Origin of the sequence: Streptococcus sp. zg-86 (assembly GCF_017639855.1) — a bacterium.
Taxonomy (GTDB): domain Bacteria; phylum Bacillota; class Bacilli; order Lactobacillales; family Streptococcaceae; genus Streptococcus; species Streptococcus zhangguiae.
The window spans coordinates 993,504-1,018,775 of record NZ_CP072115.1; the positions used below are offsets into that span (position 1 = coordinate 993,504).

At 38.0% G+C, this 25,272-nt stretch carries 28 protein-coding genes and 1 CRISPR repeat array; of the genes, 20 read left to right on the forward strand and 8 right to left on the reverse strand.

Annotation, left to right across the window (positions count from 1 at the left end; all coding sequences use genetic code 11):
* The first annotated feature begins 14 nt into the window (after positions 1-14).
* The 14 genes from cas6 (at position 15) to J5M87_RS04845 (ending at position 15,455) form a co-directional block, all read left to right on the forward strand.
* Positions 15-755 carry a CRISPR-associated endoribonuclease Cas6 gene (gene cas6 / locus J5M87_RS04780; protein ID WP_154608556.1) on the forward strand — a complete coding sequence of 247 codons (741 nt, stop codon included), beginning with the start codon at positions 15-17 and terminating at the stop codon, positions 753-755.
* A gap of 1 nt (position 756) precedes the next feature.
* On the forward strand, positions 757-1,866 hold the full coding sequence (locus J5M87_RS04785; RefSeq protein WP_154608555.1) for a hypothetical protein: 1,110 nt from the start codon (positions 757-759) through the stop codon (positions 1,864-1,866).
* A gap of 2 nt (positions 1,867-1,868) precedes the next feature.
* The gene (cas10, locus tag J5M87_RS04790; RefSeq protein ID WP_154608554.1) at positions 1,869-3,338 is read left to right on the forward strand and encodes a type III-B CRISPR-associated protein Cas10/Cmr2; all 1,470 of its coding nucleotides are present in this window, start codon (positions 1,869-1,871) and stop codon (positions 3,336-3,338) included.
* Positions 3,335-4,387: a hypothetical protein gene (locus tag J5M87_RS04795; protein WP_160463265.1), complete on the forward strand. Its 1,053-nt coding sequence runs from the start codon at positions 3,335-3,337 to the stop codon at positions 4,385-4,387. The genes cas10 and J5M87_RS04795 overlap by 4 nt, the downstream gene beginning before the upstream one ends.
* Positions 4,384-5,049 carry an RAMP superfamily CRISPR-associated protein gene (locus J5M87_RS04800; protein WP_154608553.1) on the forward strand — a complete coding sequence of 222 codons (666 nt, stop codon included), beginning with the start codon at positions 4,384-4,386 and terminating at the stop codon, positions 5,047-5,049. Before J5M87_RS04795 ends, J5M87_RS04800 begins: the two co-directional genes overlap by 4 nt.
* A 14-nt stretch (positions 5,050-5,063) precedes the next feature.
* Entirely contained in the window at positions 5,064-5,438 is a 375-nt protein-coding gene (locus tag J5M87_RS04805) for a type III-B CRISPR module-associated protein Cmr5 (protein WP_154608552.1), read from the forward strand.
* Positions 5,439-5,446: 8 nt separating this feature from the next.
* The gene (cmr6, locus tag J5M87_RS04810; protein ID WP_230082372.1) at positions 5,447-6,301 is read left to right on the forward strand and encodes a type III-B CRISPR module RAMP protein Cmr6; all 855 of its coding nucleotides are present in this window, start codon (positions 5,447-5,449) and stop codon (positions 6,299-6,301) included.
* A gap of 11 nt (positions 6,302-6,312) precedes the next feature.
* Positions 6,313-8,472 carry a hypothetical protein gene (locus tag J5M87_RS04815; RefSeq protein WP_154608551.1) on the forward strand — a complete coding sequence of 720 codons (2,160 nt, stop codon included), beginning with the start codon at positions 6,313-6,315 and terminating at the stop codon, positions 8,470-8,472.
* 4 nt (positions 8,473-8,476) lie between these two features.
* Positions 8,477-9,061 carry a hypothetical protein gene (locus tag J5M87_RS04820; protein ID WP_181351482.1) on the forward strand — a complete coding sequence of 195 codons (585 nt, stop codon included), beginning with the start codon at positions 8,477-8,479 and terminating at the stop codon, positions 9,059-9,061.
* Positions 8,994-10,913, forward strand: coding sequence for a CRISPR-associated endonuclease Cas1 (gene cas1 / locus J5M87_RS04825; protein ID WP_160463266.1), 1,920 nt, complete (start codon positions 8,994-8,996; stop codon positions 10,911-10,913). The genes J5M87_RS04820 and cas1 overlap by 68 nt, the downstream gene beginning before the upstream one ends.
* Positions 10,914-11,076: 163 nt before the next feature.
* Positions 11,077-12,167: direct repeats of the CRISPR family, unit length 30 nt; unit sequence TGTATTACCTTACCTATAAGGAATTGAGAC.
* A 118-nt stretch (positions 12,168-12,285) separates the two neighbouring features.
* Positions 12,286-13,794, forward strand: a complete 1,509-nt coding sequence (locus J5M87_RS04830; protein ID WP_154608549.1) for a hypothetical protein — start codon at positions 12,286-12,288, stop codon at positions 13,792-13,794.
* A gap of 4 nt (positions 13,795-13,798) precedes the next feature.
* Entirely contained in the window at positions 13,799-14,059 is a 261-nt protein-coding gene (gene cas2, locus J5M87_RS04835; RefSeq protein WP_154608548.1) for a CRISPR-associated endonuclease Cas2, read from the forward strand.
* A gap of 193 nt (positions 14,060-14,252) precedes the next feature.
* Positions 14,253-15,011, forward strand: a complete 759-nt coding sequence (locus J5M87_RS04840; protein WP_154608547.1) for an SDR family NAD(P)-dependent oxidoreductase — start codon at positions 14,253-14,255, stop codon at positions 15,009-15,011.
* Between the two features lie 12 nt (positions 15,012-15,023).
* Complete coding sequence (locus J5M87_RS04845) at positions 15,024-15,455, forward strand: hypothetical protein (protein ID WP_154608546.1); 432 nt, start codon at positions 15,024-15,026, stop codon at positions 15,453-15,455.
* Between the two features lie 139 nt (positions 15,456-15,594).
* Here J5M87_RS04845 and tnpC read toward each other — a convergent pair whose 3' ends face one another.
* The 5 genes from tnpC to J5M87_RS04870 form a co-directional block, all read right to left on the reverse strand.
* Positions 15,595-16,929 (reverse strand): IS66 family transposase, encoded by a 1,335-nt coding sequence (gene tnpC, locus J5M87_RS04850; protein WP_208769380.1) that lies wholly within the window; start codon positions 16,927-16,929, stop codon positions 15,595-15,597.
* Positions 16,901-17,107, reverse strand: a complete 207-nt coding sequence (locus J5M87_RS04855; protein WP_208769381.1) for an IS66 family transposase — start codon at positions 17,105-17,107, stop codon at positions 16,901-16,903. Before J5M87_RS04855 ends, tnpC begins: the two co-directional genes overlap by 29 nt.
* A 49-nt stretch (positions 17,108-17,156) precedes the next feature.
* Positions 17,157-17,507 carry an IS66 family insertion sequence element accessory protein TnpB gene (gene tnpB / locus J5M87_RS04860; RefSeq protein WP_208769382.1) on the reverse strand — a complete coding sequence of 117 codons (351 nt, stop codon included), beginning with the start codon at positions 17,505-17,507 and terminating at the stop codon, positions 17,157-17,159.
* Complete coding sequence (locus J5M87_RS04865) at positions 17,488-17,673, reverse strand: hypothetical protein (protein WP_154608075.1); 186 nt, start codon at positions 17,671-17,673, stop codon at positions 17,488-17,490. The genes tnpB and J5M87_RS04865 overlap by 20 nt, the downstream gene beginning before the upstream one ends.
* Positions 17,674-18,019: 346 nt before the next feature.
* Positions 18,020-18,475 (reverse strand): helix-turn-helix domain-containing protein, encoded by a 456-nt coding sequence (locus J5M87_RS04870; RefSeq protein WP_160463146.1) that lies wholly within the window; start codon positions 18,473-18,475, stop codon positions 18,020-18,022.
* Between the two features lie 170 nt (positions 18,476-18,645).
* On the opposite strand from J5M87_RS04870, the gene J5M87_RS04875 reads away from it, so the two are divergent.
* The gene (locus tag J5M87_RS04875) at positions 18,646-18,882 is read left to right on the forward strand and encodes a hypothetical protein (protein ID WP_154607890.1); all 237 of its coding nucleotides are present in this window, start codon (positions 18,646-18,648) and stop codon (positions 18,880-18,882) included.
* Between the two features lie 35 nt (positions 18,883-18,917).
* On the opposite strand, the gene J5M87_RS04880 is transcribed toward J5M87_RS04875, so the two are convergent.
* On the reverse strand, positions 18,918-19,625 hold the full coding sequence (locus tag J5M87_RS04880) for an alpha/beta hydrolase (RefSeq protein ID WP_154607891.1): 708 nt from the start codon (positions 19,623-19,625) through the stop codon (positions 18,918-18,920).
* A 165-nt stretch (positions 19,626-19,790) separates the two neighbouring features.
* Between J5M87_RS04880 and relB the strand changes: the two genes are divergently transcribed.
* Positions 19,791-20,012 (forward strand): type II toxin-antitoxin system RelB family antitoxin, encoded by a 222-nt coding sequence (relB, locus tag J5M87_RS04885; protein ID WP_154607892.1) that lies wholly within the window; start codon positions 19,791-19,793, stop codon positions 20,010-20,012.
* A 1-nt stretch (position 20,013) separates the two neighbouring features.
* The gene (locus J5M87_RS04890) at positions 20,014-20,274 is read left to right on the forward strand and encodes a type II toxin-antitoxin system RelE family toxin (RefSeq protein WP_154607893.1); all 261 of its coding nucleotides are present in this window, start codon (positions 20,014-20,016) and stop codon (positions 20,272-20,274) included.
* A gap of 152 nt (positions 20,275-20,426) precedes the next feature.
* Here the strand turns inward: J5M87_RS04890 and guaA are convergent, their stop codons facing one another.
* Positions 20,427-21,974, reverse strand: coding sequence for a glutamine-hydrolyzing GMP synthase (gene guaA, locus J5M87_RS04895; RefSeq protein ID WP_154607894.1), 1,548 nt, complete (start codon positions 21,972-21,974; stop codon positions 20,427-20,429).
* Between the two features lie 129 nt (positions 21,975-22,103).
* Here guaA and J5M87_RS04900 point away from each other — a divergent pair, with 129 nt between their 5' ends.
* The 3 genes from J5M87_RS04900 to ffh all read left to right on the forward strand — a co-directional run bounded on the left by J5M87_RS04900 (position 22,104) and on the right by ffh (position 24,803).
* The gene (locus J5M87_RS04900) at positions 22,104-22,802 is read left to right on the forward strand and encodes a GntR family transcriptional regulator (protein ID WP_154607895.1); all 699 of its coding nucleotides are present in this window, start codon (positions 22,104-22,106) and stop codon (positions 22,800-22,802) included.
* A gap of 91 nt (positions 22,803-22,893) precedes the next feature.
* Positions 22,894-23,226 (forward strand): putative DNA-binding protein, encoded by a 333-nt coding sequence (locus J5M87_RS04905; protein ID WP_154607896.1) that lies wholly within the window; start codon positions 22,894-22,896, stop codon positions 23,224-23,226.
* Between the two features lie 11 nt (positions 23,227-23,237).
* Positions 23,238-24,803, forward strand: coding sequence for a signal recognition particle protein (ffh, locus tag J5M87_RS04910; protein ID WP_154607897.1), 1,566 nt, complete (start codon positions 23,238-23,240; stop codon positions 24,801-24,803).
* Positions 24,804-24,832: 29 nt separating this feature from the next.
* Here ffh and J5M87_RS04915 read toward each other — a convergent pair whose 3' ends face one another.
* Positions 24,833-25,165 carry a GNAT family N-acetyltransferase gene (locus tag J5M87_RS04915; RefSeq protein WP_160463147.1) on the reverse strand — a complete coding sequence of 111 codons (333 nt, stop codon included), beginning with the start codon at positions 25,163-25,165 and terminating at the stop codon, positions 24,833-24,835.
* Between the last annotated feature and the right edge of the window lie 107 nt (positions 25,166-25,272).

The window sequence follows — 25,272 nt, forward strand, 5'->3', positions numbered from 1 at the left end:
AGGTCATAAAGGACATGGAGGCAAAGATTGTTCTAGAAGCTATAGGAAAATGTGAATTACCTATCAATTATAACTATCTTGTACAATCGATGATTTATGCACTGTTAAGGAAAAATTCGGATTTTTCCAGATTTGTACATGATCAGGGGTTTTCAAAAGGTTTAACAAGAATTTATAAGTTATTTACTTTTTCTCAGTTAATAGGCCAGTATCAGATTGTTCAGGATAAAATAGTATTTTTACATACTATAGTGCTACAGATTAGAAGTATTGATCAAGCCTTGATATTGCAAATTGTAAATAGTCTGCTTGAAGATAAGGAAGTAGAGCTAGCAGGACAAAGACTAGTCGTTAGGGATGTACAGGTTAGTTTGGTCGCATTGGAAGAGTCTGACTACCAGATTAGAATGCTTTCCCCTGTGATCGCTCGTTCGACAGATAAGGAAAGTGGCATGACAACCTTTTATCGACCTGATGAAAAAGAGTTCAGTAGTCGCTTGATACGCAATTTTCAAAATAAATACAAAGCCTATTATGGAGTAGAGTCTGATTCATCATTTTCAATTCAACCCTTGCACTCAAACTCCTTTAGGAAAGTTGTGACAAAATATAAAAATTTTATCATGACTGCTTGGAGTGGAGACTATTTGATTTCTGGAAAGCCTGAGGTACTTGATTTTCTATATCAAGTTGGTTTAGGCGAAAAAAACTCAATGGGTTTTGGCATGTTTCGCATTATAAAAAAGGAGAAATAAGATGGCGGTACAATTCAAAGGAGCTAAGCTGTTGGTCTCATTAGAACACCAGTCTCCAATGCTTCATTTTCAACATAACCATGCAGGATGTACGCTCCGAGCTAGTGAGGTAAAACCAAAATTTGACCGATACTTGCTCTCAAAAGTAGGAAGCTCAGCTTCATTAGATTGTTATCTAACAGAGAATGCTTTAAATTATAAGATGCAGTTTGAAGACAGTAAGAGTTGTGAATTGGAGAGTCAAATGAAACGCATTCCAATGTATTACGCAAAGAGTGCAAACTGGATAATTACTAATCCTCAATTAACGATTACCTGTTTTATTCCTGAATTACAAAGGTTGATTGAAGCACATCTAGAAAGTTTTTTTGTAGTGACTAATTTCGGGACAGTACAAGGAAAAGGCTACGGCAGTTTTCTGGTGAAAAATCCAGACATGACCAGAGAAAAGATATGTAGCATTTTAAAGACGGAATTTAGCTTGGACTGTTTGTATGAAATGGACTGTAGGGGACAGAGACCAGAAAACATACTAGACTATATTCAGCAATTTTATACGGTAACAAAGAGTGGGATTAACTCTGGCAAATACTATCAACGAAGCTCTCTTTTTTGCTATATGCATGATCAGGGAATTGATAATGAAAAAGCAGAAGTAAAGCAGAAAAAGCTTGTTAGTAGCTTTGGAAGCTATCGTTCATCCCAATATAGCATTAATACGAATCCTAGATATGTACGAGCTGTCTTAGGAGTAGGAAGTAGTATGACATTTAGAGATCGAGAAAAGTCTCGGAAACCTGAAACAGTTAGAGTGAATCATAGACCTAAAGGGTTTAGCATTCAACGTTTTCCGTCTCCTCTCTTTTTCAAAATCATACATGATAGAGTGTATATCATTCCTAAAGAGATAGACAAAAGAATCTACGACCAAACATTTGAATTTAAAGTGGGGTATAAAAAAACAATCCGCCTCCAGACTCCTTCTCAGTTTGATTTGCAGAAATTTTTAGATTATGCTATTAAGAGATACAATCGTAGTGTCACGCAGCAAGAATTATTTCCTGATGCACCTGTAATCAAAACGTTAGTTTTCAAGAATAAGAGGAAGTAGAAATGAAATATGTTGGAATTACAATAGGACCTATTTTTAAGACGATTCGCAAAGCTATTTCACCAGTAGGATTGTGGTACGCAAGCACTTTTTTCTCAGAAGTCACAAGGCAGTTCTGTGAGAGTCTGATAGAAGAGTATGGAGATGAGGCTGAAATTTTTTCTCCCTACTTTGAAACAAACGAATTACAGAGAAATGGAATCGGGACATTCCATGATCGGATTCTCTTTTCTATTTCAGATACCACAAAAGACCAATTAGAGTCTCTCATTTCGCAAACAAAGAAGAAGATGGAAAAATATATTAGTGTGAGTTCGGAAGAAAAAAGAATATTTTTGGAACATTACTTGCATTTGGACTATGTGATCTTTGATGAAGAGACCTTACTTGGTAAAAGCCTAGTAGAGGAGCTAAACTGGGCGCTTGATGCCATTGAGCTGATGAGGGCGTCAAAGAATAGCGTGAATACAAATCTTTTTGATACCATTTTTATCGGTCGGAAAAATGACCGAAATTACTATCTTCGTGATAATCCACTTCTGCCTAGCCAAGATAATTTTTTGCAAAAAGAAGGACGGTTTATTGCAATTGAGGATATCGCAAGAGATACGACAGAGACAGAACACTTTCCGTATTTCGCAGTTATTAGTTCGGATGGAGATCGCATGGGAGCTTTCTTAGCTAGCATGTGTCAGGATCAGGAAGGAAACTATTTACCGTTAGCAGAGCAGGTGAAGAAAATCCGTAACTTTTCAAAACTGTGTCAAGAATATACAAGTAAAGCTGCTACTGATATCAATCAGCATGGAGGAATGACTATCTATGCTGGGGGTGATGATTTACTATTTTTAGCCCCAGTAGCGATGATTCCTACTTTCAGTAATGAATTACACAGTGCATTTAAGAAAATCTTTCAACTAGAGCAGATGGATAAGTCGCAGTCCGACATATCCCTTGGCGTTGCTATTCGATATGAAAAATTCCCCCTATACGAAACGCTTGCAGAAGCACAGCAGCAATTACAGAAGGCAAAGCAAGCTGGTGGGGGACAAGTAGCTCTCTCCATTAGTAAGCATAGTGGACAATCACTTTCCATATCTTTCAATCATCTGATATTTCAAAAACTATTTGAAATGATGGAGGAATTAGGAACAAAAGAAGAACAACTTCAATCTCTTCTATATAGCATTGAAAGTCAGGCTGTTCTATTTGAATTGCTCTTTGGTCAGGCCCAATTAAATCAACTGTCTTTAGCAGAGTTTCAGGAAAAATTTGCTAATCAATTTGCACACATTCATCAAGCATCATTTGAGCAGTATGTAGAGATACTTGCTGAACTTGCTTATATATTTTATATTGAAGACGGAGGAAGGTATAGAATACAGCTAAAAGAGCAAGAAAATTGCGTCCAGCATTTTTCAACTATTTTACGTACTATAAAATTCTTTAAGGGAGGAGAACGTGAGTCGTGAGAACATATTTGGTCATGTTTAAGCCGTTAGAAGCCTTCTCGTTCGGAACAGAGAGACAGTTCCGGTTTGAAGGGCGGAATCAGTCTTCTGAGGAAGACTATAATCCTTATTTTATTCGCAGTAACTTTTATCCAGAACAAACAACCATATTTGGAGCTCTTCGATACCTATTATTAAAACAAAATGATTTAATCAAACAAGGGTTCAATTATAGTAAAGAAGAGCGACAAAAAATGGCGGAAGTGGTAGGAGAGACCAGTTTTCGATTGCAAGGAAGCCCCCAGTCTTTTGGTTGGCTTCACGGGATTTCACCGATTTTTATCTTAAAAAATGGGAAAGAGATTATTATTCCCAATCCTTTTAACAACAAAGAGCCACAAGCAAGCTTTTCGCCAATGTCTTTAGACAGAACAGTGCAGACGAGTCATGGGCTGTTAGAGCTTCCTATGAGGGAAGACTACAAAGCCAAAGAAGGATATGGAAATGGTTTTTATAATATCACATCATCTTGTAAAGAGGAACAGATTTTTAAAACAGATATTTTGACAGGAAACCGTAAAGCGAGGACAGAGGACGCTCTTTTTAAAAGAGAAGTTCATTATATGAACCCTGACTATAGTTTTGCTGTCTATGTGACCTTACAACATGGAGAGTTGAAAAATGATTACGTCACATTGGGGCAGAAATCCTCACTATTTCAGGTATTTGTTCAAGAAAAAGAGGATTCATTACAAACATCTGTTGCTCAGCATTTTTCAAAACATACTCCAAAAGGACTTGTTTGGAATTATGCCTTATCGGATATTTATGTGACGAATCAGCTACAGTATAATCGTTTTGCTATCATTGAAGAGAAAATGGTTCGACAACTCTTGACCAATTGGGAGGCTAAGAATCACCTAAAAGGCATCAATCGGCATAATAGAGACATTCTACTATATAAGGCAGGAAGTGTCTTTTATGGAGAAGTGGGACAAAAGGGTCCTCACTCGACCGATATAGCCGGTTATAATACAATTATCAAAATCAAAGGAGAAAAAGCAGTATGAAAGCAAAAGCATATATCTTAGAATGTCTGACAAATTTACATGTTGGAAATGGCGAAGTAAATTTTAATGTGATTGACAACGAAATTGAAAGAGATGCCGTCACAAATTTTCCAACTATTAACTCTTCAGGTGTAAAAGGAGCCTTACGAGAGTTTTTTGAACATAAAAAAATAGATAAAGACGTAATCGATACAATTTTTGGTAGCAGTGATCGAGAAACGAGCCAAGGACAGCTGAAGTTTTTGAGTGCTAACTTGTTAGCTCAGCCTTTGCCAGAAACAGCAGGAGATAAGCCATACAAACTAGCAGTGCCTCAAGAAGCGGCCACTCAATTTCAAGTGCTAACAGAAACCTTTCTTTGTACAAGTTCCTTATTTAAGGATATTGAGAAAAATTATAATCTGCAAATCGTTTCAAATGATGAGTACGAAGCACACGATCTACCAGTACTGGCTCGAAATTGTTTAAATAATGGTAAGAGTGAAAATTTATGGTATGAGGAAGTCGTTCCGCATAAAACGATTTTCTACCTCATTGTCGTTTCCCAGTATGACAATCTAGAATTACTGAATCAGTTTGATCAAGTAGTGGCTAATCAGGTAGTTCAATTTGGAGCCAATGCTTCTATTGGATATGGGTTGTGTAAAATGACAGGCTTGTAAGAGAGGAGTTAGTGATGAATAAACGGACTGTAAATCAAATGCTTCCGCTGGCTTACCAAGTATTAAAAGAAGAATTTCCCAGTGAACATATTCCAAAAGAATTTAGAGGCTATATTTCTACTTTTGGAGCTGCGATTACTATGGGAAGTTTAGCGGCAGCTGTAGCCTTTTACTCTTCTGAAGAAAATGGTGCACAGCAAGATCGCCATAAATTACCAATGATTTTATTAAATGTCTTAAAAAGATATGATACTAACGTTACGGAAGGTAACTTATTTGAGTATGTGGTTAACTCAAATGAACGGTTGGGGAAAGAGAATGTATTACATGCAGCTATAGCTGTTAAGTTGGCGATGAATTTATTTTATCAAGATTCACCAACTAAGTGAGGTGGCTTATGAATATGAAATTCCACAATGATAAAATGCATAGAAAGAATCATTCTTCTTCCCAAAACAGGCAAAGCGAATCAGATTTTTCTTTTACATCTCCCAATATGCACTATATCTACTATAGAGAATATTTTAGTGGCTTGACACAAGGAGGCATTCAAGCAAAAGAGAAGAAGAAAGCAACATTTGAAGTGGGAGGAGGATTTAGGAAGAGAAACGAAGCACTTTATCGTTTTCGCTTTCCCTTAGCATCCAGTCCCTTAAAAGAGTGGCAGGCAATTGCGACCTATCGTTCTATTACCTTAGAAACGATGTATCCTGGATTGTTGATTGGAACTGGAAATCCTCATGATTTGAATGGAAATGATGTGTTAAAGGCAGGCTTTTCTTTTGACTATGTCACAGGTTTGCCCTACATTCCAGGCTCTAGCTTAAAAGGCTATCTAAGAAGTATATTTCCTAAGCATACACAAGAAATCTTAAAGACAGCCTATATTCAAGAAATTCTTCCACATTTGGACTGTCAAGATGTTCAGGAGTTGATTCCTGCTATTTTTGAGAATCAGGATGTGTTCTTAGGAGCCTTTCCTACTGCTGACAATAAAGGCAATAAAGAACAATTACTAGCACAGGAATACATTACTCCGCACTCAGATAAGATAAAAAATCCAGTTCCCCTTTCATTTTTAAAAGTAAAGCCTGGCATTCAATTTGAATTTGGCTTTCTGTTACAAGATAGTGTATTGCCAAGCGGAAAAAAAGTCACTATTGAAGAGAAATTGCGCTTATTTAAAACAATCTTGACAGATATTGGAATTGGAGCCAAAACAAATACAGGCTTTAGTCAGTTTAAGGAATAAAGGTAGCACAAATGAAACAATTTCAACTATGGTTGGATGAAAGTGGTTGTTTTGATGAAACGTCAGACAGTAGGGACTTATATTCCTTTGTTGGTGGCGTATTAGTTGAAACGGAAAAAAGCAGTCAAATTGATTTAAAAACATTTCTTTCCTCCAAAGAATACAATCATGCGATGACTTTGGATATGAAGGCAAAAAAAGAATATGTCATCCCGAAATTACTTGACTTTAAAAAATATACGGATGCCCGTTATATCTTTTTTGAAAATATTGAATACTATGGAAATGGCGATAACCGCTTGCTCTATCTACAGGTACTGTCAGAAGGCTTGTTGCAATTAACACAATTACTAGAAGCAAAATATGGTCCAATAAAACTGGCTATTATCATTGCTAGCCGCCTTGCTCAAAAAGGAGACGAAAAACTAGTTCATATTACAGAAGAAGAGTATGTGAGATGTTTTCGAAAGCTCTTGCATGACAAGCAAGAGAGAAATGAATTTACAGTACACGAGTCCACTCAAGTACAGTTTCATTTAGAACGGGCTACGAAATCTTTGCCTTTAATCTTGGCAGACTTTGCTTCTAATACGAGACGGATGTACTATCGAAAGAAATTTAAAGATAGGGACAGTAAAGCCAGTCTAAGTATTTTATTTGAAGACGCCTATACATTTTCCATGTCAGAGCTATCTTCTGACACAAAAATTCGTATTCTTCTTGGACAAAATGATTTGTCAGAAGCCATTATGGAAGTTTTTACTTCTCAAAATATGACTGGATTGCAGCAGAAAGAGTATCTAAAACTTATTTTAGAACGAATGTCACATTTGAGTTATCGACTGATAAAATCACAAATACGCCAGTTAACAGCTGAGATTTTAGCTTATAGCGCTAGACAAGACAATTATGACGAAGCTAGTTCTCTTTTGAAACAGATAGAAACACAGCTGATTCCTTTATTGAAGGTTCAAAAGTACCCCTATGAAGTCTTAGAATATGAGATTCTTTTACAACTCAGTGATATGTATCTCCGCTCAGGGCAGCTAGTAGAAGTTGTTACAGTATTGACTCAGTTAAAAGAAGTTGTCCAATTGTCAGAGAACAGTTTGGAAAATATCTTTCTTTTTTATCGAATGAGGGAAAAATTAGCAGTATTTTATATTGACAGCTATCAATTTTCAACTGCTATTCAGCTGATGTCAGAGATGAGGGAAAGTTTTGAGGGATTGATGACGAACTTGCTAACCTATCCCATGATTCAAACTAATTTTTCTACATTAAAATCAGAATACTATGGCGATGTGCTCTGTATGGAGATTTATGCGAGGTTGTTTCGAAACCAGTTACTTTTTGAGGAAATTGATTTCTTGAGAGAGTTATCAGATACTGCTTTACAGCAATATCCACTATTTCATGGAGAGTTGGAGCGACATTTGCAGTACCGTAGCCGAATCGAGCAAAAAGAAGGAAACATACCGGAGGCTATCTATTGGCTGATGCGTGCTATTGATGAAACCTATTGTTTTAGTGAAACGATAAATCAAAAAGAATTAAAGCGATTTTGGGATACTATCTACACACAGGAGACTGCTATTAGCCAATTGTTTTATCTGATGTACTATAGCTTAATTCTTGCGCAAGCTATGATAGAAAAATCTGATTGGGCAGATTGTTTATATAGTAGTTTAGCTGAGCATCCTATCTTTCAATTGATTCAAAAAGAAAAGAAAAATACGGACATTCATTTACTTCAAGCTTCATCACTTTACTATCATCCCTTAGATATTATTTATTGGAATTTGGCAGAATATCATCGGGCAAAAGGACAAGTCAAAGAGAGTTTTAGCTATTATGATCAGGCTATTATGATTTGTAGCCGTAAGAAGGGAACTCTAACTCTGCAGTTGCGTTTAGTAGCGATTTTAGCAGCGCGTGCTAGCTTAGAAATCTATGAGAAGCAAACAGCACCTTCTTTGAAACGCGCGATTCAATGTGTCCAATCCTTAGAAGATAAATTAGCTCGACAATCGATATTCAGTAAGGAAATTTCCTTTGACGAGACAATGATTGTTTTAAAAGGCTGGCGGGAACAGCTAGAAGCATGTAAAGACCATACAGATACTTCCTCAGAAGTCTTATGGGCCTTTTCACAGGAGTGGAGATATTAGGGGCATGGAACTTCGTTTTATCATAGATGCAGAAACTGACGGCCTATATGGCCCTTTACTGACAGTAGCTATCCTCGTAACAGATCAGAGTGGACAAGAGATTGCTTCATTTTATGGTGGACTTCCGAGCAACATAGCTTCTATCAAAGATGTCTGGGTGCTAGAGAATGTATTACCAGTTATTGGCGACTATCAGCCATTTGAAACAGAAGAAGCATTGTTTGAGGAGGTTTGGACATGGTGGGATACTTATAGACAACGAGCAATCTGTTTTGCTGATGTGCTCTTTCCTGTCGAATCCAATCTATTTCACAAAATGGTTGAATATGATAGAAAGAAACGGACTTTTCAAGGCCCCTATCCCTTTATTGATATTAGTAGCCTCTTATATGCAAAAGGTATTCCACCACAAGTCAATCGCTTAGAATTGTGTCCCGAATTTGTAGGCAATCTGCACAATGCACGAGACGATGTTCGCTTATCTGCGGTATTACTAAATAGGTTGTTAAATGGAGAAGAAGATGTTTTGTCTAGAAGAACTGCTTTCAAACAAAAATCAAAAAGAAGCGCTCCGCTATATAGAGACTAAAAAGGATAGTCTTGGAAGTGATGGACTTCTCTTGAGTGAATTAAAAGAATTTTGGTCTCTTAATTCATCAGCAATTCTCTCTCAAATTAAGAACGGTAGCTATGTTCCAACGATAGTCAAACAATGTCAATTACTGAAGACTTCTGGAGGTTATCGCACTATTTCCTTGTTTGGCAATTTAGATCGATTTTTATTGCGAATGTTGGCGCAAAAACTTGAACGGTATATGAATCCGTTATTTTTAGCGAATAGCTTTGCTTTTCAAGCAGAAAAAGGTGTCTTAGCAGCCATCCAGCAAGCAAAAAATTATCTCATACAAGGAAATTCGATTGTCATTGAAATAGATTTATACCATTACTTTGACACAATTCCCTTAGATAGATTGAATCAGCAGTTAGAAGCTTATTTTTCGGATCAGAGGGTGAGAGAATTTATTCAAGCCTATCTTTTTTGCAGTATAGAGTCTGAGGGCAGAGTATTTACGCAATTTAAGGGATTAATTCAAGGAAGTGCCATTAGTCCGATATTGAGTAATCTGTATCTTCATCCTGTAGACTGCTATTTAGAATCCAGAGGATTTAATTGGCTTCGTTATGCAGATAATCTTTATATTTATGTTGCAAGTAAGGAAGAAGCTCTCCCAATTTATCAAGAAATAAGACAATTATTAGTCGATGAATTTCAACTTGTCATTAATGAGAAGAAAAGTGGCATTTTTTCTGCTTTTAATAGACGCGTGTTAGGATATGAGTTTTATTTGAAAAATAACATAGTCGAATGTCAGAAACATCATTATACACGTTTTATTTACTCATCAAGATGGCATCCCAGTCAACTACAGTTTGCAAACCGGCAATATTATATTATTGAAAATGGTATTCTCAATAAAAAAGATTATTCTTTATTGTTCGAAAATGAAGAACATAAACATCATCTGCCAATTGAGGTCGTCGAGCAGATTAATATTTACTCAGAAGTAGTTATTAGTCCGCAAACCCTACATTTGTTGTATGACAAAAAAATTCCGCTCGTTTTACATAATCAATTTGGAGATATTCAATCTTATTTTATTCCTGAGTCCATGAGGAGTAGTGCTCCTATTTTACTTGCGCAGAGTCAATTGTATCTGTCGGAGGAGAAGAGAGTGACTGTGGCTAAACAGTTTGAATTAGCACACTTGCACAATATGCGTGCAAATTGTCGTTACTATTTAAAAAAGTTTCGGTCAAATGGGATACTCAGGAATCTGGAACAAGAATTAACGAATGGAATGAATGCTGTTCGTACGACAAAGTCGGTCGATGATTTGATGTTATTGGAAGCGCGAGCCAAGCAGCAATACTATCAATTGTATAATGAGGTACTCAATCAGGAACAATTTTGTTTTACAAAGCGAACAAAACGTCCTCCACGAGATGCTTTAAATGCTCTAATTAGTTTTTGTAATACTGTTTTGTACAGCCAAGTTCTGCGCTTAATTTGGAAATCTCGTTTAGATCCTAAAATAGCTGTCCTTCACGCTTCGAACAATCGGCCTTATTCGCTTCATCTAGATTTTGCTGATTATTTCAAGCCTATTATTGTTGATAGGGTCATATTGTCTCTGATTAATAGGCATCAAATCCACATGCCACAACACTTTGAATATAAGGAAGATGGGGCGGTGTGGCTTAATTCAGCTGGTAAAAGAATCGTTTTGGAAGCTTTGGAGAGCAAATTCCATACTCGGCTCGTTCTGAAGCATACCACCTATACCTATCATCAGTTAATACAACGTGATGTTCAACTGTTTAAAAAATTTATTTTAGGTGATAGGGATGTAAAGCGCTTTACACCATTTAAATACTACTAAAAGTCGGTCGAAGATTTTATAAATTGTATTGCAATTTATAAAACAGCAGTAGCAAGCTTTTTGCCTGCCGACCATTAAGCGATTGACCGACTTTTAATACGAAATACTTGAATAGTTTGCATATTTGTACTATAATTAAAGTGTTGACTGCCCTACTTGCAGTTGTATTACCTTACCTATAAGGAATTGAGACTTACTGTTTTCATGATATTCATGAGGTTTCCTTCTTTCCTGTATTACCTTACCTATAAGGAATTGAGACGAAATCAAAATCAGAAAAATCAACTGTTTTTTCAAAATGTATTACCTTACCTATAAGGAATTGAGACTGAATAGGAAGTTCATTTGTGACTTCAACTGGAGCAGGTGTGGTATTACCTTACCTATAAGGAATTGAGACTTAATACGTTTGAACGTTTTGTTCATGATAGGTTTCCTTCTTTCCTGTATTACCTTACCTATAAGGAATTGAGACTGTTTCAAGTGTTACTGTGTATGACATAATTTATTTCCTCTTTGTATTACCTTACCTATAAGGAATTGAGACGCATGAGCGCTGTAATATTCATAATATTTCCTCCTTATGTATTACCTTACCTATAAGGAATTGAGACAAACGGCCTTTAGTGATTTGAACATGATGTTTCCTTCTTTCCTGTATTACCTTACCTATAAGGAATTGAGACTCAAATCCGAAAAGAGATTTTAAAGTAAATGTAAATGTGTATTACCTTACCTATAAGGAATTGAGACGTATTCACTAATGTGTCCACCTGGTGAACATACGATTCGTATTACCTTACCTATAAGGAATTGAGACTTGCTCCTTAGCCACGTTAACTAACGATTGGATTTGGCGTTCGATGTCTGTGTGTATTACCTTACCTATAAGGAATTGAGACAGTCTGTCTTGGTTTTTGATTTTATCTAACGCTTCAACGTATTACCTTACCTACAAGGAATTGAGACGCTTTAAAAATTCGTTTTTGAAATACTCAATAAACTGGTATTACCTTACCTATAAGGAATTGAGACAATTTAGTTTCCGTTTTCTTTCGTTTCATGAAAAATACCTCTTTTTGTATTACCTTACCTATAAGGAATTGAGACCAAGTTCCACTAGAACTTTATCTTCGTTAGATTGAATAATTGGGTATTACCTTACCTATAAGGAATTGAGACCAGCAATAAGAACTTGATTTGCAAACATAATTATTTCCTCTTTGTATTACCTTACCTATAAGGAAAAAAGTTACTTATCTTGTCTTAGCAGTGTGTAACTGGTGCATTTCATTCTTGACATCATAAAAAATCAGAGGAGGAACTTGAATCCGACCTCTGATTGTCTATTTCTAGAAAGGAGTTACCACTTGTGGTAAAATCAGCCTATAGCTACCATGTTTTTATTCTTCCTTTTCTATTGAAAGGCATAAACAAGGGAGCAATAACAACAAAACTCACTCGCCAGAATTGGGAGCGAATACAAGTCATGGGAGAGTTGCCCTATTTAAGAGAGGATGAAACCATCCACTATGCGCATCATTTCTATTTCAATAAGGAAGCAAAAGAATTGATTCACAGCCCAGTTGTTGAGGGCAAGGAGACAGATGAATTTTCCTATCTCGTTGAAAATTATATTTATAAACCCACTTCTGAAAAGGAATATTATTATCGGATTTCTTATTTTGCTTCAGATGCTGTAGCAACTAGCTCACTTCACTTTTTTGACTTGAAAGTTGACTATATTTTATTGCGCTATTTACCCGACTTGGATATGGCGTATTTGGTCTTTTCTCTAGAAAATCATACCTACACATCCTTAAAAGAAGTAGGCTATATCAATCAGTACGGTCGCAGAATCTTTACTCCTTTTTTAAATGAAAATGTCACCTATTCGGAAGCACCCAATAATCTTCAATTACTGGAGAAAAATCAATTGTCCCATGCTCCTGAAGAATCAGACTATTTAAAGACCTATAACATTATGGACGCTCCCAGAGAATTGCTCATGGACTTTTTCCAACTGTCAAAGGAAGCTATTTTCCCACAGTGCCCTCAAGATATGTCTATCTACCTTGACACAATTATTGATGACCGAATGTTTGTCCATAGTCTGATTGGGAATCAACAATTAGAGTCCCTGATTCAGGCAGCTTCTGAAGTAGAGAATCTCTCAACTCAACAAATGCAAGATCTTTACAGTCTGGCCTTTGTTGATAAAGATGCAGCGACTTGTCGAAGTAAAAGTATGTTGCAAAGCATTTTGGAACAAACAGTCTATCCAAGATGGGCAGAATATAAGAGTTTGTATCTAGTTACCCAGCATTCTTTTATCTATTTATCAGATGGACAGCAACCACTATTTCTAACTCAGTATTTTCTTTCTGAATACCTTGACATGGTTCTGATAGTGCTTAGTCAAAGAACGGGAATATTGAAGTATTCACACGATGCTGGAAACAATGTCCGTAGTAGTGTGGGATCTATTTTAAAACTACAAGAAAACTATATTATTTTTAAAAATCAATTCTTACTGCCTGAAATTAGTGCGCAAGAGCAGGCAATTGATTTGTATCATCTTCTTCAAAATGCTCTCTATATTGAAAAGTACAGTGATCTATTGGACAGTCAACTTTCCTCGTTACATGATATTAGTCAGACTAAAGAAGCAATTCGACAAAAGAAAAATGATGATGACTTAAATTACATAGTGCTATTCTTGACCGGTGTAAGCCTCTTACCTATTTTACCGTTAGAACATGTTCTCTGGAAACAAGTATCTTTTTTAGGAGATATTAAGCTCATTCATCTTTTTTCAATAATTACGATGATATTATTCGGAATCATCTTTTATATCCGTAAAAAGATACTTAGTAGGTAGAAAAATGTTTATTATTCTTTCTTATGATATTGGGCAGAAACGCTTGAACAAAGTCTTAAAAACGTGTCGTAAATACCTTGTCCACATCCAGAAATCGGTTTTTGAAGGTCAAATTTCTCCTTCAAAGTATCGGCAATTAAAGTATGAACTCGGTCAATTGATTGATGTTCAAGTAGATTCCGTTATCATTTATCAGCTCGAGTCCCCTAAGTTCACTCTAAAAGAGCAGATTGGAGTTATAGAGGATAATTCCTTTATTCTATAAAAAACAAAGGAGTGGGACATAAGTATCCCGCTCCTTCATTCCATAATTTATAGAAAAATAAGCTACAAAATTCTCCCCAAACTTCGCATGGATTATATTGATCAGTATAGATGAAATTGGATAACTTTTTCTGCTCTTCATTCATCTTTCTCAAAAAAAGTGGTATAATGAAGAGGAGAAAAGGAGGGGCGGTATGGCACGATATGTATTGGTTACTGGCGCTACAAGTGGTATCGGAAAGGCGATTGCCTATGCATTTGCTGAAAACCGAGATCATCTGATTATTACGGGACGGAGAGTGGAGAAGTTAAAAGAGATTCAGGCAGATATGACAGCAAAATATGGTGTCACTGTCCATTACTACCAAATGGATGTCACACAAGCAGCAGAAGTAGTGACTGTTTGTGAGCAGATTCTTGCTCAGGTTCCTCAAATAGACATTTTAGTCAACAATGCGGGATTAGCTTTAGGACTTGATAAATTCTATGAATCGAACGTGTCTGATATGGTGACCATGCTCGATACCAATGTCAAGGGACTTCTTTATGTTACTCGCCAGATTTTGCCAAGCATGGTCACACAAAATACAGGTCATATCATCAATATTGGCTCGACAGCAGGGATTTATGCCTATGCTGGTGCAGCAGTTTATGCAGCTACCAAATCAGCGGTCAAGTTCTTGAGTGACGGTATCCGGATTGATACGATTGAAACAAATATCAAGGTAACGACCATTCAGCCAGGGATTGTAGAAACAGATTTCAGTCAGGTACGTTTCCATGGAGACAAGGAGCGAGCAGCGATGGTTTACCAAGGTATTGAAGCGCTACAAGCAGAGGATATTGCGCAAAGTGTCCTATTTGTTGCTAATCAACCCCGCCATGTTCAGATTTCAGATATGACCATTATGGCTACCCAGCAAGCAACTGGCTTCACCATTCACCGAGATTAGGAGGATATCGAGATGAAAAAATATACACTTCTTGCCGTATCATGTTTGGCACTATTAACGATAGCAACTGCCTGTTCCAAAAAAGAGACGCAAACAAAAATGACGAGTTCATCTAGCACCAGCCAAGTATCGACAAGTTCGTCATCTTCTCAATCATCATCCTCAAGTACAAGTGAGCCAGCAAGTACAGCTGATACAACTTCCGCTGCAGCAGAAGCCCTAGGGGATAAAAATACAGGTGTGACTTTAGAAAGTGGACAAGATACGATTAACTATACCAATATGATTTTAGGAGACAAGGGCTGGACTGTTGTAGAAGGCAATTACAATCGAACGGACTCTGTACCCTACAATCTTTTGCAAGGAACAGACGGCTCGCTCTATCGAGTCTACCAAAATGGGGTTATTTTGGATATGGAAGATACAGTCGTTCATCAGCCTTAGAAGCAGAACAATAAAAACTCCACTAATGTGGAGTTTTTATTGTTCTCAGCTTGAAGAATCTGTCACTTTTAACGTAACCGCTCCATAACGAGGTATATTGAAAAACATTCCAAAGTCTGGACGGACTCTGGAATGTTTTCTATTTACAGTTGTTTTGAATACTTTCCGCCCACGGTAAATAAGCCTCTAGAACGTTCTTATTTGCGAGGCTTTCCTCACTAGGAAGATGTTCTAGAAGATAAGTCATGTATTTCTCAGTGTTGAGATCATGACGCTTAGCTGTTTCTAGTAAGCTCATGATGATGGCTGTCGCCTTAGCGCCGTCAAAGCTCTGAGAAAAAAGCCAGTTCTTACGCCCCATAACCAAGGTCTTCATAGCCCTCTCTGCTATGTTGTTGGACAAGACTAGATTGCCGTCCGAGAGAATCGTTCGGAAGGTGGTTTCGTATTTGAGGCTATACTCTAAGGCCATGCCCAATTTAGAACCTGATAAAACAGCCTGCTCACGACACCAGTCGAAGAACTCATCCATCAAAGGGGCTAACTCTGCCTGGCGTTTATGTAGTCGCTCTTCAGTAGAGAGGTCAACCCAGTCATTCTCCAAGGCAAACAGCTGGTCGCAATACCTTAATCCCTTAGCTCCTAAAGAGGTCTTGTCTGCCTTCTTAGGCGTCGCCTCGAAGAACTTTCTTCTGACATGCGCCCAACAACCAACCAACTCAGCTCGTTCTAACTGTCTATAGGCTGACCACATGTCACAATGGACATAGCCACTATAGTCTCCAAGAAACTCCTTCACAACCAAGCCACTCCGCCCTTTATCGTGATGATAAAGAGTGATTCCCTGTTCTTCATGCTTCCCAGACAAGAAGGTCCAGTAGAAGGTCAACTGGCTATCATTTTCCAAGACCTTATAAGAAGTCTCATCCGCATGGAGAATGGGCTGTTCCAACAACTTCTCACGAAGAAGGTCATAAAGTGGTTCGAAATAATACTGACTAGATTTGATGTGCCAATTAGCGATTTCTTTCCGTGTGATAGGCAAGCCAAGTTTATTCCAATCCTCTTCTTGGCGGTAGTTCGGTACCTTGAGATTGAATTTCTGATGAATCGTATGAGCGATGATGGAGGCTGACCCAAAGCTATGTGCTAAAGGGGCTTTAGGGACGGGAGCTTTGACAATCTTATCACTGAGATTCTTCTCGCTACACGCCTGACATTTGTAAGCATGTTGGACATGATCAATCCGCTTCAATTGCGCAGGAATAAAGATTAATTCTTGACGTTGGACGGTTGAACCAATCTCTTTCAACTGACCGTGACAGTCTGGACAAGTGCAGTCTTCGCCTTTTAGTTCATGATGAACCATCTCTGGAGTAAACTGACTGAAAACAGCCTGACGAATTCCCTTGGTTTTCTTACGTTTATAGGTAATCGTTTCTGTGTCACCTGGGCAAGTTAGCGTCTTCTTCAAGAAGTGGTTCTTCTTCGAAGAGACTTAGCTGACCAGGTTGATGCACAACCTTCTCTGATGACTTGCCATAGAGCTTTTGTGTCAGATAAGCTACTTGTTCACGAAGGAGAGCAAGTTCATTTGTGAGTTGTTGGTTAACAGCTGCTTGTTGTTTAATAATGGCTAATAACTCTTCCATAGTCTCACCCTCCAGTTTTCTTTATTATACCGAAAAGAAAGCCATGATTTCAATAGAAATCACGACTGTTTGTAGGGTTTATTTTAGGGCTTATCGAAAATCCCTTCATGAGCCAGTCTACTTGCTCGGAAGTGAGGGCTTTGACCTCATGTTCATCATTAGGCCAAGTGAGTTTGCCGTTTTCAAATCGCTTGTAAAGCAACCAGAAACCTTGTCCATCCCAATAAAGGGCCTTGAAACGATCTTTGCGGCCACCACAGAAGAGAAAAACTTGACCAGAAAAGGGATCTAATTCAAATTGACGTTTAATAAGATAAGCGAGCGAGTCAATACCTTGTCTCATATCCATTTTCCCGCAGACAAGATAGACCTTGCCTAGATCACTGAGATGAATCGCCATAGAGCAATACCTTATCTAAAATAGTTTCCAGTGTTTCTTGATGAAGAGATTGGAACAAGCTTAGTTCAACTCTTCCAATACGCATTTTCAGCACCATCTCGTTTTTGTTTTTCTTATCAAAACGACGAGATTGGGGCGTTTCCAAAGGAACAATAGGTTGTGACATCACAATAGCCTCCAATTCTGTTTTCTACTAACAGAATACTGGAGGAGTGAGAGGATTACTAGATACCTCGTTATGGAGCGCTTACCTTTTAACACGGCGGTGGCGGCGGTATTATGCTCGCTACGCTCGCAAATTTTCTAACCTTGAAACTACAGAAAATGAAATATTATTGTAATGTTTTTCTGAATTGTGAGGTTTGTCTACGTTCTGAGAACAATGAGGCTGGGCAAAAGTCTTAAAAAGAGTAAATGGCTTAGATTAACGTTGTCAAGAAACGTTGATTCTAAGCCATTTTATATTGTTCAGTTTTTAAGAGAAAGGTCAAAAATTGAGTTTTTGCCCAGCTTCATTGTTCTTTAGGCTGTTTGAGCGCGCCTGTTTCATACAATTGCTCAATAAGGGTAGTCTGTGCTTCTTTTTCAAAGCCCAATTCTGATAGAAGAGCGACCATAGTTTGCTCAGAGATACCTTTTTCTTTTGCAGAAGAGAGGGCTGTAAAAATACTGGAAATAACGTAGTCAGCAATTTTGCTACTTTCCGCAACTGATATCGGCTCATGGTTAAGCGCTGGTATGGTACTGTATTCTTTATCTCGCTTGCCAGTTAGGTAATCCACGCTAACTTTAAAGAAAATAGCGATATCTGTAATCTGAGCAATATTTGGCTCAAGCAGGCCACGTTCCCAGCGTGAATAGGTTCCTTGTTTAATATTGAGTTCACTGGATAGTTGTTGTTGGGTTAATTTAGCACTTTTTCGTAATTCTTTCAGTCTATTTGGAAAAATATTCTTATCTGTATCCATGATTGACTCCATTTTTTATTCATAATCGTATATTTTTATTGACAAATAGGATACCAATGAGTATAATATTTCTATACCATTTGGTATGTTTTAAAAACAAATCTCGTAGATTTATTTTACCATAAATAGGACCAAATGCCTATGGTCAGATGTAGAAAAGGAGATAGGAAATGCAGTATACTACCACAGATTCTCATACCTTAACAGATATTCTTGGAAAATTAACAGAGTTAGAAATGGTTGGCTATATTATGTATTCGCCAAAGTTACAGAAAAGAATTCTTTTGACCAATGAAATGTACAATGAATTAGACAAGGAAGAGCTCGGTCTCCACCAGTCTCGTCAGCAAACTGTTATGCAGGCAATGGATGTGGTAAAAGAATTTTTATTAGAAGAAGGGGGTTAAGATAACCTTTTTCTTTTTGACAAGGTGTACACTGTTTATTTCTCCATAAAGGCAACCATCTGCCGAATTACTTCATCTTGTTGAGTAGAAGCAGACAGGCTAGGACTACCGTCTTTTCGTTGTTGACCATAGAGGCCAAAACCACTATGATTACCTCCTGGAATCGTTCTATACTGTGTATTTGCTGGAAGTCGCTTTTTGGCTTCTTCATATTTCGACCAGTTTAAGATCTTGTCTTCTGAGGCAGTCAGTGAAAGCACAGAAAGAGAGCTTTTCGACAAATTTACGTTATCAGGTGGATAGGCTGCCAGTAATAGTAAGCCTTTTATTTCATGCAGTTCCGCATTCATGGAAGCTACGACGCCACCGAGGGAATGTCCACCTATGTATACATTTTTCAAGCCATAATACTTGATTACTTCTTTGGCTTTATTCGTCGCTAAAATGGGAAGATTGAGAGGGGAGTGGAGCAGATAAACTGTATAGCCTTGTTCGGCAAGTCCTGCCCCTAACTTAGCGTAACTTTGGTTAACTACCAAGCCACCTCCGTATAATATGACAACTCCTTTTTCTTTTTCTGCTGTAAAAATGCTTGTATCTGCCTCCCTCTTCGCTTCTTTCGCATACCTTATCGCTTCAGGCATAGGTTTATAGGTCATACTCTGGAGCGCAAAAACTCCTAGAATAAATGTAGCAAGTAGCAGTAGTAGGCTAATTTTGAAGACTTTTTTTCCTCGTTTCATCTATCCAATCCTTTCATCATGTGCTATTAACTTTCCTATTATACAGTATTTTTGTCATTTCTTGAAGTTTGAAATAGCTGTCCATGTTAGTTTAGCTAGCCAATAAATTGACAAGTAGCTTGAAATGTGTTACAATGTATTACAAATAAAACGAGGTGAACAAGTATGAGCACAGTTACGATTAGATTAAATCAAGAAGAAGAAACATTTTTTAAAAGCTATGCTCAATTGACAGGGCAAAGCCTTTCTAGTTTGTTTAAAAAAGCCTTGGAGCGTGATATTGAGGATGAATATGATTTGAAAATCTATCATCAAGCTTATGCAGAGTATCAGGCAGACTCTGAAACGATTAGTCATGCTGATTTTAAGAAAGAACTAGGCTTGTAGGATGTACCATATAGAATATTCGAAAAAGGCTCAAAAGCAGATAAAAAAACTAGATAAACCAATCCAGAGGTTACTATTTGCTTGGATAGATAAGCACTTGGAGGGAACAGATAATCCAAGAGCAAACGGAAAAGGCTTGACAGGCAACCATGCTAAGGAGTGGCGTTACCGTATCGGTGATTATAGATTGATTTGCCATATTCAGGATGATAAGTTGATTATTTTAGCACTTGAATTTGGACATCGCCGAGATATTTATTAACAAACGAAGATATAATTCTTATACCTTATGCGCAAGCAGACTTGAGAGAAGTTAGATTAAAAAATAGCACCTTGAAATGGGTGCTATTTTTAGTTACTAAATGGATATCAAAAAGAATAAAATAATCAGCTAACATAATCCACTGGATTATTTCACTCCCACTCAACAGTTGCTGGCGGTTTGCTGGTAATGTCATAGACAATGCGGTTAACGTGATCGACTTCGTTGACGATACGAACAGAGATTTTTTGAAGGACTTCCCATGGAATTTGGGCAAAATCTGCAGTCATGCCGTCAATAGACGTAATGGCACGAATGGCAATCGTATAGTCATAGGTACGACCGTCTCCCATAACCCCAACAGAACGTACACCAGTGTTCACTGTGAAGTATTGCCAGATGTCTCGGTCAAGTCCTGCTTTTGCGATTTCTTCACGGAGAATGGCGTCGGATTCACGGACAGTTTCAAGTTTTTCTTCGGTGATTTCCCCCATGACACGGATAGCCAGTCCTGGTCCTGGGAATGGCTGACGCCACACGATTTCATCAGGCATACCAAGTTCTGTTCCTAAGGCACGCACTTCGTCTTTGTAAAGGGTATTGAGTGGCTCAATCAATTTGAATTGCATATCTTCTGGTAATCCCCCTACATTGTGGTGGGATTTAATTGTTTGAGCAGTATCTGTCCCAGATTCGATGACATCCGTATAAAGTGTTCCTTGGGCAAGAAATGCGACATCTGTTAGCTTGCTTGCTTCGTCATCAAAGACATAAACAAATTCATTACCGATAATTTTGCGTTTTTGCTCAGGATCAGATACACCTGCTAATTTATCAAGGAAGCGTTTTGCAGCATCAGCTTTGACAATATTGAGACCGAATTTACCTCCCAACATATCCATGACTTGGTCAGCTTCACCCTTACGGAGAAGCCCATGATCAACGAAAATACAGATGAGCTGGTCACCGATTGCTTTTTGCAGAAGAACCCCAACGACAGATGAGTCAACACCACCAGAAAGCCCAAGAAGGACTTTTTTATCTCCGACAGTTTCACGAATTTTAGCAATCTGCATATCAATGAAATTATCCATGGACCAGTCGCCTTTTGCTCCGCAGATATTAATCGCAAAGTTGCGCAAAATATCATTTCCATAAACAGAATGACGAACTTCTGGGTGAAATTGAATCCCATAAATCTGCTTATCAGGATTTTCAATGGCTGCATAAGGACAATCAGCAGAAGTGCCTGTACGAACAAAGTTGTCAGGAATCTCTGTTACCGCATCTCCATGGCTCATCAAGACCAATTGCTCATCTGGAGTTCCTTCAAAGAGAGGAGAAGGAGTATGGGTAAGCTTTGACTGACCGTATTCACGATTTCCAGCATCTCCAGCCGGTACAACCTTGCCACCGAGTTTGTGGGTAATCAGCTGCATACCGTAGCAAATTCCTAAAATTGGAATGCCTAATTCAAAAATTTCTGAGTCAATATCAAACGATCCCTCTTCATAAACAGAATTTGGTCCTCCTGAAAGAACAATTCCAATCGGATTGATTTCCTTAACGTCAGCTGCTGAAATCTTGTGGCTTTTTAGCTCTGAAAATACACCAATTTCACGAATTCGCCGAGAAATCAACTGGTTGTATTGGCTACCGTAGTCTAACACAATAATTTTCTCTACATTTTTGCTTGTCATCTTATTTCCTTTCAAATCAATTATCACATGATGTTTCTTATTTTAACATAAAAACGAACAATTTGCAGTAAGAATGGTTAAAAAGATAGAAATTTGGTACAATAGAGATAGAAACAAAGAGGAGTGATTATGAAAGCTGCTTATATTGCCATTCATGATAAATTAAAAGAAGAAATTGACCGTGGGGTTTGGAAAATTGGAGAACGTTTGCCAAGTGAGCGAGACTTAGCAGATGAGTTTGGAGTGTCACGAATGACCTTGCGACAAGGGATTACGCTCTTAGTGGAAGAAGGAATTTTACAAAGAAAAGTTGGCTCAGGAACTTATGTAGCCAGTACCCGTGTCCAAGAAAAAATGCGGGGAACCATGTCTTTTACTGAAATTATTCAACTACAAGGCAAAACTCCCTCTAGTCAGTTATTATCCTATATCCGAACAAAGCCCAATGATAAGGAAGTTAGTCAACTGAATTTACAGGCAGGAGAGGCCGTTATTCGAATGGAACGTGTGCGTTTTGCAGACAATATTCCAGTGGTCTACGAGGTGGCCAGCATTCCAGAACGGCTGATTCACAATGTGAAAAAGAGCGACGTGACCAACCATTTCTTTAAAACCTTGACGGAAAACGGCTATCGCATCGGGAAAAGCCACCAAACAATCTATGCTCGTTTGGCCAACGAAAAGGTTGCAAAACACTTGCAAATTACGAAAAATCAAGCTATTTTAGCTCTGCGCCAAGTATCGTATTTGGAGGACGGTCAACCTTTTGAATATGTAAATAGCCAATACGTTGGTGAACGTTTTGAATTTTACTTGGAAAACAATTAGTTTGCATAATCTTTATTATGTAAACTTTTTTATATTTAAAATGAGATGGACAGACTTTATCCTCTAGGAAAAATTTGGTATAATAAAAGGTATGGAAATTGAAAAAACGAATCGGATGAATGCCCTCTTTGAATTTTACGCAGCACTATTGACCGATAAACAGATGAATTATATCGAGCTCTACTATGCTGATGATTATAGCTTGGCTGAGATTGCAGAAGAATTTCAGGTCAGCCGTCAAGCGGTCTATGACAATATCAAGCGGACAGAAAAGATTTTAGAAGATTACGAAAAGAAATTGCACATGTATTCTGACTACATTGTCCGCAGCCAAATCTTTGATCAAATTTTAGAACGCTATCCAGCAGATGAATTTTTGCAAGAACAAATCACCATATTAAGTAGCATTGATAATAGAGAATAAAGGAGAATACCATGGCTTTTGAAAGTTTAACCGAACGTTTACAGAACGTCTTTAAAAATCTGCGCCGTAAAGGCAAAATTAGCGAAAGTGATGTCCAAGAAGCAACCAAGGAAATCCGTCTTGCCCTTCTGGAAGCAGACGTTGCCTTGCCAGTCGTGAAAGATTTTATTAAGAAAGTCCGTGAACGTGCAGTTGGTCACGAAGTGATTGAAACGCTCAATCCTGCTCAACAAATTATCAAGATTGTTGATGAGGAATTGACAGCAATTTTAGGCTCTGATACAGCTGAAATTATCAAATCACCAAAAATTCCAACTATTATCATGATGGTTGGTCTGCAAGGGGCTGGTAAAACGACCTTTGCTGGAAAACTAGCTAACAAGCTCAAAAAAGAAGAAAATGCCCGACCTTTGCTGATTGCAGCGGATATTTATCGTCCAGCAGCCATTGATCAGTTAAAAACCTTAGGACAACAAATTGACGTTCCTGTCTTTGAGTTAGGTACAGGAGTCGCAGCAGTTGACATTGTCAAGCAAGGTCTTGAAGTAGCCAAACAACAAAATAACGACTACGTCTTGATTGATACGGCAGGGCGTTTGCAAATTGACCAAGTGCTGATGAATGAATTGAGAGATGTCAAGGCACTTGGTCAACCAAATGAAATCCTCCTCGTCGTAGATGCTATGATTGGTCAGGAAGCTGCTAACGTTGCTCGTGAGTTTAATGACCAGCTTGAGGTGACTGGGGTTATCTTAACCAAAATCGATGGGGATACTCGTGGTGGTGCCGCACTTTCTGTCCGTCATATCACTGGCAAACCAATCAAGTTCACAGGTACTGGTGAGAAAATTACCGATATTGAAACCTTCCACCCAGACCGTATGTCTAGCCGTATTTTGGGGATGGGAGATTTGCTGACTCTGATTGAGAAGGCTTCACAAGAATACGATGAGAAGAAATCGCTTGAACTCGCTGAAAAAATGCGAGAAAATACCTTTGATTTCAATGATTTTATTGATCAATTAGACCAAGTACAAAATATGGGACCGATGGAAGACCTGCTCAAGATGATTCCAGGAATGGCTGGAAATCCTGCCCTTGCTAATCTCAAGGTCGATGAGCGAGAAATTGCTCGAAAACGTGCGATTGTATCATCCATGACCCCAGCTGAACGTGAAAATCCTGATTTGCTGACTCCAAGCCGTCGTCGTCGGATTGCGAACGGCTCAGGAAATAGCTTTGTCGATGTCAACAAGTTCATTAAAGACTTTAACCAAGCAAAGGCTATGATGCAGGGGGTTATGTCTGGTGATATGAATAAGATGATGAAACAAATGGGAATCAATCCCAATAATCTTCCTAAAAATATGCCAAACAACATGGATATGTCCGCTCTTGAAGGGATGATGGGTCAGGGGGGAATGCCTGATTTATCAGCCTTAGGTGGTGCTGGCATGCCAGATATGAGTCAGATGTTTGGTGGGGGCTTAAAGGGTAAAATAGGTGAATTTGCCATGAAACAATCCATGAAGCGCATGGCAAATAAAATGAAGAAAGCAAAAAAGAAGAGAAAATAATCTCTTCTTTTTACATAATTTTAATTATGTTATATTATAAACGAGATATTCCATGACAATCTCATCTTCATCCCGGTCTCCTTTTCATAAAATTGTTTTGCTGCTTGATTCGTTTTAATATAGAACAGGCGGAGATAGGGATAGCGTTTTTCGTCCTTTAATTGCTTTAACAACATCTTGAGAGCTTGGGTGCCATAAGATTTTCCTTGATAAGAATCTCCGATAAAAAATTCAGCAAGAACATAGGCATTTTCACTAGGAACATCATAATAGAGAAAAAGTCCAATTGGCACCAGGTCTTGGTAAATAAAACGAGTTTTACTTGCTAACGTTCGATAAGCGTAGGCTCTTGCAAGCGTCACAGAAAAAGTATTCTTGTTCAGGTCTCACTGTAAGAGGCGCTCGCCCATTTTCAGGAGCTACAGGTTCAAAATGGATTATCATGAATGATTCCTTTTCTTAGAAAATA